Annotated in this window: 8 protein-coding genes; 2 read left to right on the top strand and 6 right to left on the bottom strand. The window is 68.5% G+C overall.

The window, feature by feature from the left end; genetic code table 11:
- Positions 1-35 precede the first annotated feature (35 nt).
- Complete coding sequence (locus tag ML342_RS04220; RefSeq protein WP_240125678.1) at positions 36-1,232, bottom strand: EAL domain-containing response regulator; 1,197 nt, start codon at positions 1,230-1,232, stop codon at positions 36-38.
- 107 nt (positions 1,233-1,339) lie between these two features.
- Between ML342_RS04220 and nagA the strand changes: the two genes are divergently transcribed.
- Positions 1,340-2,479 (top strand): N-acetylglucosamine-6-phosphate deacetylase, encoded by a 1,140-nt coding sequence (gene nagA / locus ML342_RS04215; protein WP_240125677.1) that lies wholly within the window; start codon positions 1,340-1,342, stop codon positions 2,477-2,479.
- 34 nt (positions 2,480-2,513) lie between these two features.
- Here nagA and ML342_RS04210 read toward each other — a convergent pair whose 3' ends face one another.
- Positions 2,514-3,380: an energy transducer TonB gene (locus ML342_RS04210; RefSeq protein ID WP_240125676.1), complete on the bottom strand. Its 867-nt coding sequence runs from the start codon at positions 3,378-3,380 to the stop codon at positions 2,514-2,516.
- A gap of 243 nt (positions 3,381-3,623) precedes the next feature.
- Between ML342_RS04210 and ML342_RS04205 the strand changes: the two genes are divergently transcribed.
- Positions 3,624-7,286, top strand: coding sequence for an indolepyruvate ferredoxin oxidoreductase family protein (locus ML342_RS04205; protein ID WP_439655155.1), 3,663 nt, complete (start codon positions 3,624-3,626; stop codon positions 7,284-7,286).
- A 127-nt stretch (positions 7,287-7,413) separates the two neighbouring features.
- On the opposite strand, the gene ML342_RS04200 is transcribed toward ML342_RS04205, so the two are convergent.
- The 4 genes from ML342_RS04200 to ML342_RS04185 are packed head-to-tail and all read right to left on the bottom strand — an operon-like array spanning position 7,414 to position 11,316.
- Positions 7,414-9,042 (bottom strand): M4 family metallopeptidase, encoded by a 1,629-nt coding sequence (locus tag ML342_RS04200; RefSeq protein ID WP_240125674.1) that lies wholly within the window; start codon positions 9,040-9,042, stop codon positions 7,414-7,416.
- The gene (locus ML342_RS04195) at positions 9,039-9,650 is read right to left on the bottom strand and encodes a hypothetical protein (RefSeq protein ID WP_240125673.1); all 612 of its coding nucleotides are present in this window, start codon (positions 9,648-9,650) and stop codon (positions 9,039-9,041) included. The genes ML342_RS04200 and ML342_RS04195 overlap by 4 nt, the downstream gene beginning before the upstream one ends.
- Positions 9,647-10,090 carry an EF-hand domain-containing protein gene (locus ML342_RS04190; RefSeq protein ID WP_240125672.1) on the bottom strand — a complete coding sequence of 148 codons (444 nt, stop codon included), beginning with the start codon at positions 10,088-10,090 and terminating at the stop codon, positions 9,647-9,649. The genes ML342_RS04195 and ML342_RS04190 overlap by 4 nt, the downstream gene beginning before the upstream one ends.
- Positions 10,087-11,316 carry a TIGR03032 family protein gene (locus ML342_RS04185; protein WP_240125671.1) on the bottom strand — a complete coding sequence of 410 codons (1,230 nt, stop codon included), beginning with the start codon at positions 11,314-11,316 and terminating at the stop codon, positions 10,087-10,089. Before ML342_RS04185 ends, ML342_RS04190 begins: the two co-directional genes overlap by 4 nt.
- Positions 11,317-11,361: the final 45 nt, after the last annotated feature.

Below are 11,361 nucleotides of genomic sequence, written 5' to 3'. Positions count from 1 at the left end.
TTCGTCCCGAAGGCAGGCGGAAGTGGGGCGCGCGCTCAGGCCAGCGGCCGGCGCCAGCGCGCGATCGCGGCGGGCAGCTCGCTGCCCGGCACCGGACGCCCGATCAGCCAACCCTGCGCCACCTCGCAGCCCAGCTCGGCCAGCAGCTGCCAATCCTCGGCGCTCTCCACCCCTTCCGCCACCGTGGCCAGACGCAGCTTGCGCGCCAGGTCCAGGCTGGCCTCCACCATCGCCCGCTTGCGCGGCTGCCGATGCGCGCCGCAGACGAATTCCTTGTCGATCTTGAGCTCGCTGAAGGGCACCTGCGCCAACTGCGCCAGCGAGGAATAGCCGGTGCCGAAATCGTCGATCGACAGCCCGAAGCCCTTCAGGCGCAGACGCGCCAGCACGCTCAACCCGCCGGCGACGTCCGCCATCACCGATCTCTCGGTGATCTCCAGCATCACGTCATCCGGCTTGAGGCCGTGGCTTTCGACGATCGTCTGGTAGCGGTCGGCGGCCTGGGCGTCGGCCAGCGCCAGCGGCGAGACGTTGACTGAGAGGGTCAGCCGCATGCCGTCGCGATTCCACCGCCGCAGCCAGCGACAGCCTTCGTCGAGCATGCGCTCGGTCAGCGCCTGCGCCTGGCCTTCGCGCTCCAGCAGCGGCACGAACTGCAGCGGGCGCACCACGCTGCCGTCGCCGCGCTCCCAGCGCGCCAGCGCCTCCACCCCGACGATCTTGCCGTTGCCCATCTCGGCCTGCGGCTGGAACCACGGCACGATCTCGCCGTGCGCCAGCGCCGCGAGCAGGGCGGGCACGCCAAAATCGCAGGCGACTTCGATCGGCGTCTCGCCGACGTGCTCGCCAAACCGCGCCAGCACCTCGTGCAGCTTGTCGCGGGTCAGCGGCTTTTCCACGCTGCCCAGCACCCGCAGCCCGTAGGCACGGGCCATGCTCTGCACGGTGTTGAGCAGGGCGGGGTCGAGCGCGCTGACCACCACCAGCGCACGCGCCAGATGCTCCTGCGCGATTTGGCCGATGCATTCGATGCCGTCCATGCCCGGCATGTCCAGATCCACCAGCACCACGTCGGGCGGGCTGGGCTGATGCCGCAGCACGTCCAGCGCGTGCAGGCCGTCGGCGGCCTCCAGGATGCGCTCGATGCCCAGTTCGGCCAGCAGCCGCAGCGCAATCCTGCGCTGAAACCCGTGGTCCTCGACCACCATCACCCGCAGATCCGACACGGCCATGCCATTCCCCCGAACGCATGCGTCGAGCTCCAAGACTATCGCAGCCCGGCGGGGTGCGGGTAGGCTTGCAGGCCCGGCCCGTGGCCGTCGCCCGCCCCCGTCCGCGCATGCAACCGCTGGTCTTCCACAACGGCCGTGTCCTGACCGAGCGCGGGTTCGAGCCTGAAGTCTGCGTGGTGGTCGAGGACGGCCATATCGTCGCCGTGCTGCATGGCGATCCGCCTGGGGGCGGGATCCGCATCGACCTCGAAGGCGGCTATCTGGCGCCCGGCTTCATCGACATCCAGGTGAATGGCGGCGGCGGGGTGCTGTTCAACAACGCGCCCAGCGTCGAAGGCATCGCCGCGATCGCCCGCGCGCACCGGCGCTTCGGCACCACCGGCCTGCTGCCCACCCTGATCAGCGACGAGACCGAAGTGATGCGGTGCGCGGTCGCGGCGGTGCGTGCTGCGATCGCGCAGGGCGTCCCCGGCGTACTCGGCATTCACCTGGAGGGCCCGTACCTGGCGCCGGCGCGCAAAGGCACCCACGACGCCGCCCGCTTCCGCGTGCCGGATGCCGACGACATCACGCTGGCGACCGCGCTGGATGACGGCGTCACCCTGATCACCCTGGCCCCGGAGCGGGTGCCGACGGAGTCCATTCGCGCCCTGGTCGCACGCGGCGCGATCGTATGCGCCGGGCATACCGATGCCAGCTACGAGCAGATGTGCGCCGGCTTCGCCGCCGGCATCCGCGGCGTCACCCACCTGTACAACGCGATGTCGCCGCTCACGGGGCGCGCGCCCGGCGCGGTCGGCGCGGCGCTGGACGACGCGGACTGCTGGTGCGGGATCATCGTGGACGGGGTGCACGTGCATCCGGCCAGCCTGCGCATCGCGCTCAAGGCCAAGCCGCGCGGCAAGGTGCTGCTGGTGACCGATGCGATGCCGATGGTCGGCGCCGCCTCCCCCGCGTTCACGCTCTATGGCCAGACCATCACCGCGCAGGACGGGGTGGTGCGCAATGCCGCGGGCGCGCTGGCCGGCTCCGCGCTGGACATGGCCAGCGCCGTGCGCAACGCGGTGCGCCTGCTCGATCTCACGCTGGAGGAGGCCTGCCGGATGGCCGCCGAATATCCGGCGGAGTTCCTGGGTCTTGGCCACAGCCACGGCCGGATCGCGCCTGGCTACCGCGCCGACCTGGTATGGCTGGATGCCGACGCGCAGGTGCGCGCCACCTGGATCGCCGGCCGCGCCGAACCGTGAACGTCGGCGCGGTCGGCAGCGGCCGGGCTGGCGCTTAGGTTCCCGGCGCGTTCAGCAGGCGGATCCTCGGCTGCTCCAGCAGCGGGGACACGGCATTCTCTGGCAACGCCTCGGGCGAGCCCGCGATCCGCAGCTGCTCGCGCGCCCACGGCAGCTCATGCAGCTCCGGATCGGGGATGTAGCTCTGCCACTCCCAAGGCTTGGGCTGTGGCAGGTTGGTCCGGAAATCCACCGGAACCCGCACTAACCAAGTGTCCCGCTCCGCCTCCTTGCCGGTGGTCGGTGGCAGGAAGGTCCAGGTGCGCGCGGCGCGCAGCGCGGCCTCCGCGAACTGCCTGCGCAGCATGGCCATCTGTTGCTCGGTGCCCAGCGTGCGCAGATTGACCCGCTCCACGGCCGCCTCCTGCGCCTTGCCATCGCGGCCAAACTGCACGATGACGTAGGCGATCCCCTGGGCATTGAGCATCAGGGCCTCGCGTGGATACACGGGTGGCTTCAAGCTGTCAGAGCGCGGCAAGTCGGTCGCAGGCCGTCCATCATCATCGCTGCCGAACCAGGTGGCGGCGATGCGCACCTGCATGCCGCCGCCCTCCTGTGGAGTGGCGACCAGGCGAATCCGCATCGGGGCCTTGACGGTCACGGCGACGCCATCGAGCACCACCGGCTCGAACCGCCAGCGGCGGATGTTGGCATCGAGAAACTGTTCCAGCGGCGCACCCAGCGCCCGCGTATCGTCCAGTTTGTACTCTTTCACCGCGCCATCCGGCGCGATCACGATCTTGCCGCTGACCAGCAGGGTGGACTCCACCAGCTTGCGCGCCGCGCGCGGATTCACCGCCTCGCTCCCCAGCGGCAGCGACGCCAGCGCGATTGCAAGCAATAGCCCCAGGATGTAACGCATCGGCTTGCTCTCCCTTCAAGCGTGATGTCCTGCGCGTCCGCGCGCATCGCGCCGCGCAGGCGCGATCCTAACCGATTCCAGGCGAGGATGCGCCCGGGGCCTGCCGGCCGCGGCTGGTAAACTACGCAATGTCCGTTCAAACGCCGCGCACGCGGCGTTTTCGCCGTTTACAGGAAGGCCGTCATGACCAGCACCGCCGAGCTGTCCTCGCCCGAATCCGCAAAATCGCTGCTGACCCACGACGTGCTGGACACCGACTACACGCTGGAAGACAAATACCGGCGCACCCAGGGCCGGATCTACCTGTCCGGCGTGCAGGCGCTGGTGCGGCTGCCGCTGATGCAGCGCCTGCGCGACGAGCGCGCCGGACTGAACACCGCCGGGTTCATCAGCGGCTATCGCGGCAGCCCGCTGGGCGGATTCGATCTGGAGCTGTGGCGCGCAAAGAAGCACCTAGAGGCGGCACAGGTGACGTTCACTCCGGGTCTGAACGAGGACCTCGGCGCCACCATGGTGTGGGGCACCCAGCAGGTGAACCTGTTCCCGGGCGCCAAGCACGACGGCGTGTTCGGCCTGTGGTACGGCAAGGGTCCGGGCGTGGACCGCTGCGGCGACGTGTTCAAGCACGCCAACGCGGCCGGCACCTCGCGGTACGGCGGCGTGCTGGCGCTGGCCGCCGACGACCACGCCTGCCGCAGCTCCACGTTGCCGCACGGCAGCGAGGACGAATTCGTCAGCGCGATGATGCCGGTGCTCAACCCGGCCGGGGTGCAGGACATCCTGGACATGGGCGTGCTGGGCTGGGCGATGAGCCGCTTCACCGGCCGCTGGGTGGGGTTCAAGACGATCGCCGAGACGGTGGAATCCTCGGCCTCGGTGCAGGTGGACCCGTTCGCGCTGCAGATCGTGCTGCCGGGCGAGGACGAGTTCGAGATGCCGCCGGGCGGCCTCAACATCCGCTGGCCCGACCCGCCGATGGAGCAGGAGATGCGCCTGCACCGCTACGCGGTGAAGGCGGCGCAGGCGTTCGCGCGGGTCAATCGCATCGACCGCGTGGTGCTGGATTCTCCGCGCGCCCGCCTGGGCATCGTCACCACCGGCAAGAGCTACCTCGACGTGCTGCAGGCGCTGGAATACCTCGGGCTGGACGAGACCGCCTGTCGCGACATCGGCATCCGCGTGTACAAGGTCGGCATGACCTGGCCGCTGGAGCCGCAGGGCATCGCCCGCTTCGCGCAGGGCCTCTCCGACATCGTGGTGGTCGAGGAGAAGAAGGCCTTCATCGAGCGCCAGATGAAGGAGCAGTTCTACAACTGGCCGGCCGCCTGGGGCGCGCGGCCATCCATCGTCGGCAAGTATGACGAAGCCGGCGAGTGGATCCTGCCCTCGACCGGCGAGCTGACACCGGCGACGATTGCCGGGGTGATCGGCCGCCGCATGCTGCGGCTGGGGCTGGTCGAGGGCGGCCAGGCCGAGCGCATTCAACAGGTCCTGCAGTGGATGGCGCAGAAAGAGGGCGAGCTGGCGCTGCCGCGCGCCAACTTCCCGCGCGTGCCGCACTACTGCTCCGGCTGCCCGCACAACACCAGCACCCAGGTGCCGGAAGGCAGCCGCGCAATGGCCGGCATCGGCTGCCACTACATGGTGACCTGGATGGACCGCCGCACCGACACCTTCACCCACATGGGCGGCGAGGGCGTCACCTGGGCCGGGCAGGCGCCGTTCACCGACACGCCGCACGTATTCCAGAACCTGGGCGACGGCACCTATTTCCACAGCGGCTCGCTGGCGATCCGCCAGGCGATCGCCGCCGGCGTGAACATCACCTACAAGATCCTCTACAACGACGCGGTGGCGATGACCGGCGGCCAGCCGGTGGACGGCGTCCTGACCGTGCCGCAGATCGCCCACCAGATGCGCGCCGAGGGCGTGCAGACGATCGCGGTGGTGTCCGACGACATCGACAAGTGGACGGACCCGTCGATCTTCCCGGCCGGCGTCACCTTCCACGACCGCCGCGACCTCGATGCCGTGCAGCGGCGGCTGCGCGAGGTCAAGGGAGTGAGCATCCTGATCTATGACCAGGTCTGCGCCACCGAGAAGCGCCGTCGCCGCAAGCGCGGCAAACTGCCCGACCCGCAAAAGCGGATCGTCGTGAATTCGCTGGTGTGCGAGGGCTGCGGTGACTGCGGCGCCAAGAGCTTCTGCGTCAGCGTGCTGCCGAAGGAAACCGAATACGGCCGCAAGCGCGAGATCGACCAGAGCAACTGCAACAAGGACTACAGCTGCGTGGAGGGCTTCTGCCCCAGCTTCGTCAGCGTACACGGCGGCCAGCTGCGCAAAGGCAAGAAGGCGAGCGCGGCCGAACGCCTGGCCACTCTGCCGCTGCCGAACGTACGCACCGATCTTGCGCGTCCGTGGAACATCCTGATCACCGGCGTCGGCGGCACCGGGGTGGTGACCATCGGCGCGCTGCTGGGCATGGCCGGCCATCTGGAAGGCAAGGGCGCCACCGTGCTCGATCAGACCGGTCTGGCGCAGAAGGGCGGCGCGGTGACCACGCACGTGCGCATCGCCCGCTGCCCAGACGACATCCACGCCGTGCGTATCGCCGCTGGCGAGGCCGACCTGGTGCTGGGCTGCGACATGGTCGTGGTCAATGATTACTGGGCGCTGTCCAAGATCCGCGCCGGGCGCAGCACGGTGGTGCTCAACACCTACGAGGCGATGCCGGGCACCTTCACCACCCGCCCGGACCTGCAGTTCCCCGCCGCCGACATCGTGCAGGCCGTGCGCACTGCACTCGCCGGGCAGGAGCCGCTCATGGTGGACGCCACCCGGCTGGCGACCGCCCTGCTGGGTGACGCCATCGCGGCCAACCTGTTCATGCTGGGCTATGCCTGGCAGCAGGGGCTGGTGCCGATCTCGCTGAATGCGCTGATGCGCGCCATCGAACTCAATGGCGCCGCGGTGGAAATGAACAAGACCGCGTTCGCCTGGGGCCGACTGGCGGCGGTGGATCTGGAGGCCGTCGTCGCGGCCGCCGGCATCGTGCGCAATGTGCCGACCGCCGCGGAAGCCACGCCGCATACGCTGCCGCTGCTGGGCGCCACCAACAACGATGCCGGCGAATCCGGCCTGACCCCGCAGACCGCCGACCTGCGCGACGGCGACGCCCTGCGCCATGTGCCGGCCAGTCATCACGGCGAGGCGGGCATCTTCCCGGCCCTCGAGGATGCGCGCCTGTCGCGCTCGCTGGACGAGGTGATCGCGCGCCGCGCCGCTTTCCTCACCGACTACCAGAATGCCCGCTACGCGCGGCGCTATACGGATTTCGTGGCCCGCGTCCGCGCCGCGGAAACCGCGCGCGCGCCGGGTTCGACCGCATTGACGGAAGCCGTGGCCCGCTACTTCTTCAAGCTGATGGCCTATAAGGACGAGTACGAAGTGGCCCGCCTGTACACCAGCGGCGAGTTCATGCGCCGGATCGAGCAGCAGTTCGAAGGCGACTACACCCTGCGCTTTCACCTCGCTCCGCCGCTGCTGGCCAGGAAGAACGCGCAGGGCCAGCTGCAGAAGCGCGAATACGGCCCGTGGATGTTCACCGCATTCCGCGTGCTGGCCAGGCTGCGCTTCCTGCGCGGCACCCCGCTGGACGTGTTCGGCTACACCGCGGAGCGTCGCACCGAGCGCGCCCTGATCGACGATTACGCGCAGACCATCGGCGGCCTGCTCGAGACGCTCGATGCCGGCAACGTGGATCTGGCGGCCGAGATCGCCAGCATCCCCGAGCACATCCGCGGCTACGGCCACGTCAAGGAAGCGCACCTGCGCAAGGCGATGGCCCGCCAGGCCGAGCTGCTGAAGGAGTGGAACAACCCGCTGCGGATCGTGCAGGCGGCCTGACCCAGGCAGCTTCCGGGCGGTGTCCGGGCGATGTCCCGGACGGCGCCGGCCAACATCGCAGGGTCCACCCCAAAGAAAACGGCCCGCTGACGCGGGCCGTTTCCATCTGCGCAACGCCGTCTGCCGGTCAGTTCACGTTGACCGCGCTCCATGCCGCGGCCACCGCGTTGTACTCGGGCGAACCATTGCCATACAGGGCGGCAGCGGCATTCAACGTCGCGGCGCGGGCGCCGGCGTAGTTGGTGCTGCTGGTCATGTAGGTGGTGATCGCCTTGTACCAGATCGCGGCGGCCTTGGCGCGACCAATCCCGACCAGCGAAGTATTGCCGTTGCACACCAGCGCGGCCGGGGTCAGGTTGGCCCAGGTGCCAGGACCGAAGCCCGCCGGCACCACCGCGCCTTCCGCCAGCAGGTAGAAGAAGTGGTTGGCCGGGCCGGAGCTGTAGTGCACGTCGATGCTGCCGATGCCGTTGTAGTAGCAGTCCTTGGAAACGCCATCCAGGCTCGGCTTGAACATCCAGCGGATCGCCTTGCTCAGGTTGGCGTTGTTCGGGAACAGCTCCTCGCCGATCACGTAATCCGGCGTGTCCTCCGGATTGTTGGCGTAGAACTCGACCATGGCGCCGAAGATGTCGGAGTTGGCCTCGTTCAGGCCGCCGGATTCGCCGCTGTAGGTGAGGTTGGCAGTGCGGCTCATCACGCCGTGGCTCATTTCATGGGCAGCCACGTCCAGCGCCACCAGCGGCAGGATGCTGGCGCCGTTGTCGCCGTCGCCGAAGGTCATGCAGAAGCAGGAGTCGCTCCAGAACGCATTGGCGTAGTTTCGGCCATAGTGCACGCGGCTGATCGCGCCCTTGCCGTCGTTGGCGATGCCATTACGATTGAAGGTGTTCTTGTAGTAATCCCAGGTGGTGGCCACGCCGTAATGGGCATCCGCGGCGACGGTCTGGGAATTGCTCAGCAGGTTGTTGCCCCAGATGTTGGTGGTGCTGGTGAACACCGTGCCCATGCCGGAGGTCTTCATCGCCATGTTATGGGTGGCGCCGCCGCCGCGGGTGAGATCGACCATCTGGAAGCTGGTGCTGCTGCACTGGGCGGTATTGATCGTCACGTCCGCCAGGGTCAGGGTCTTGCCGGTGCCCACGGCCGGGGTGCTGCAGGTGCTGCTGCCGCCCGGACCGGGACGCGCGGTTTCGATGCCGTCCCACTGGTTGAGGATGCGGCCGCTGTTGGCGTCCACGATGTAGTGCATCTCGGTCGGGGTCTGGTCGGCCTTGATCCCGTGGAACACCACTTCATGCGCCAGCACCGGGGCGATGCCCGCGGCGTAGACCACGGTGCGCGCGGTCGGCGCGCCGAGGAAATGGGTGCCGAAGTGGGCGCCGGCTTCGACGATCGCCTGGTCGCGGCTGATGCGAGCAGTCAGGCCTGGACGCGCCGCACTGGACAGGGTCTGGCTGATTCCGCTCAGGCGGCCATTGCGCGAATGCACGACCATATCGCCACCGATCACCGGCAGGCCGTTGTAGGTGCGGTCATAGCGCACGTGCTCGGTGCCGTCGGCATCGACGATCACATCGCGCACGACGAGGGCATCGCCTGCCGCCTTGCGGGCAAGGGTGGCGTGGCTGCCGACCAGAGCATTGGCGCGGGCGACCACCGCGGATTTCTGGAGCGCCGCCGCATCGGCCGGGGCCGCGGTCACGGCGAGGGCGGAGGCGATGGCGAGGCACAACAGACTTGCTTGGACTTTCATGACGCATTCTCCGTGGTGATCGAACCCGCCGCGACCCCCGCGGCGGGAAGGGGTGTATTGCGCTTGTGAGGGGCGACGTCCCTGCCACTCGCCGCGGCCGCCGGCGCCCTCAGGCGGACCGGCGGTTGCAGGACGGCGTCGTCGAAGTACGACACGCGCAGCGGCAGGCCGCGTGGTGAATATCCGATGAACACGGCATCGAAACCGTGCTCTACCGCACGTTTATAGGCTGCGGCGATCTTCGGATTTTCGATTTCCAGCAGGATGCCCAGGCTTTCCGGCGTCTTCAAGCTGGCGTTGTAGTCGTGCAGCACCTGCTTGCAGCGCAGGAAGAAGTCGCGGATGTATCCCCGCCCGCGCAGCTGCGGGGCGAAGAACTGGCGGTAGTAGTACGTGGGCTGGCGCAGCCGCGGCAGCACCTTCAGCACCGCGGTGCCGACCCCGCACACCGCGCCCGCCTCGTCGCGCGCGATGCAGACCAGCTGCTGTGCGCGTGCCCGCGCGACCGCCTCGTCAGCGATCGCCTTGTGCTCGCGCCAGAACGCGACCACCTCCTCGGTCAGCGCCGGGGTCACCTGCTTCCAGACCGGGATGATCTCGACCTTCACTTCTTGCCGCCCTTGCTCACGTCCTGCTGCGGCGCCAGCGCCTGCACCAGCTTCACGTATTCGGAGAAGTCGAGCTTGCCATCGCCATTGGCATCGAAGCGGGCCAGCGGCGGCGCGGCCTTGCCGGCCTGCTTGATCAGCACCAGGTTGCCGTATTCGCTGGCATCGATGGCGCCGTCGTGGTTGGCATCGAGCGTCGCGAACTGCCGGCGCAGCGCCTGTTCCACCCGCAGCGCGGCCTGCATCTGCTCCCAGCCGGCGCGGAACTCAGCCAGCGAGAGCTGGCCGTCCCCATTCTTGTCCCAGGCCTTGAAGGTCGCGGCCACCGGATCGGGCTTGGCTGCGGAAGGCGCGGGCGCGGCTGGTTTGGTCTGGGCCTGCAGCAACCCGATCGGCAGCAGGCCGGCCAGCAGCAGGGCGATGCGATGCGCGCGGGTCATGCGACGGCCGCCTCCACGGGGATTTCGGATTCGAAGGTGATGAGGTCGCGGATCTCGTTGGTGCGCAGGCCGATCATCATCGGGTGCTTCACGTTGGGCAGGAAGCTGATGTCGAAGATCTCGGTGATGTCGCCATCGAAACGGATCCAGTTGGTGACATCACCATTGGCCAGCGACACGATCTGCACCCCGCACCACGGCTCGGCATCGCGCTTCTTCAGCTCCTCGTCCAGCTGCAGCCCTTCGAAGCGCTGGTTGCGCGGCTTCGACAGGCCCACCGCGGCGACGTTGCCGATGATCGACAATCCGCGCGCGAAGCCCGGCACGAAGGCATGCGGCACGAACGCCTTCTTTTCGAAATCGACCCAGCCCAGATAGCCGGTGCCGGCGTTGAGCAACCACAGCCGGCCGTTGTGCCAGCGTGGCGAATGCGGCATCGACAAGCCTTCGCACACGATCTCGTCGGTCTGCACGTCGATCACCACACCGCCGTCGCGACGGCGCTCGCGCCAGCCGTCCACGCTGTCGCTGCGGCTCACGGCAGTGACGTACCTGGGCTCGCCGTCCACCATCGCCAGCCCGTTGAGATGGCAGCGGTCTTCCGGCGCCAGCTTGCTGATGAACTTCGGCTTCCAGATCGCCTTGAAGCTGTGGGTGGGGCTGAGCTCGGCCAGGCAGGAATACTTGGTGTTGACGAACACCACCCGGCCGTCCTTGCGGATGCCCAGCTCGTGGATGTCGAGGTCGCCGATGGTCTGCGCGTTGCGCGGCACGTAGCACTTGTCGAACTGGCCGTGGATGACCTCGTTCGGGCGCAGCACGTTCTCGAACCGCCACAGCTGGTACAGGCCGCCCAGGTAGATGCGCTGGGCGTTGCCGACCACGCCCATCGCGCGCTCGAAGATGCGCTCGAAGAACGATACGCGGCCTTGCCGGTCGCTGCCCACCAGATAGATGCGGCCGGTCTGGTAGGAGGTGATCGCCAGCGACAGCCGGTGCTGGCCGAGCCAGCCGGCGAGCCCGCGCGAGCAGCTCTTCTCGACCCGCAGCTGGGTGAGATCGCGCGGGGTCTGCACCTGCGGCGCCGGCGCGGCGCTTGCCGATGGCGCGGCCGGGGCGGGCGCAGAAGATTCACGGACAAGAGCGTCCAGACCGGTTTCGAGCTCGGGCTTGTCCTGGTTGGACTGGATCTGGGAGTCGTTCTGCGGGTTGTTTTCGTTGGACACGTGTTTTCCAGACTGCAAGGGCCCGGCCCGGGCCCGGCGTCATGC

Origin of the sequence: Thermomonas alba, from assembly GCF_022419205.1 — a bacterium.
GTDB lineage: Bacteria > Pseudomonadota > Gammaproteobacteria > Xanthomonadales > Xanthomonadaceae > Thermomonas > Thermomonas alba.
This window is presented reverse-complemented; position numbering and strand designations above follow the sequence as displayed.

Coding starts and splice junctions, on each gene's coding strand:
- ML342_RS04190 (WP_240125672.1), bottom strand. CDS start 10,090: ATGACCCGCGCGCATCGCATCGCCCTGCTGCTGGCCGGCCTGCTGCCG.
- ML342_RS04200 (WP_240125674.1), bottom strand. CDS start 9,042: ATGAAAGTCCAAGCAAGTCTGTTGTGCCTCGCCATCGCCTCCGCCCTC.
- nagA (WP_240125677.1), top strand. CDS start 1,340: ATGCAACCGCTGGTCTTCCACAACGGCCGTGTCCTGACCGAGCGCGGG.
- ML342_RS04220 (WP_240125678.1), bottom strand. CDS start 1,232: ATGGCCGTGTCGGATCTGCGGGTGATGGTGGTCGAGGACCACGGGTTT.
- ML342_RS04210 (WP_240125676.1), bottom strand. CDS start 3,380: ATGCGTTACATCCTGGGGCTATTGCTTGCAATCGCGCTGGCGTCGCTG.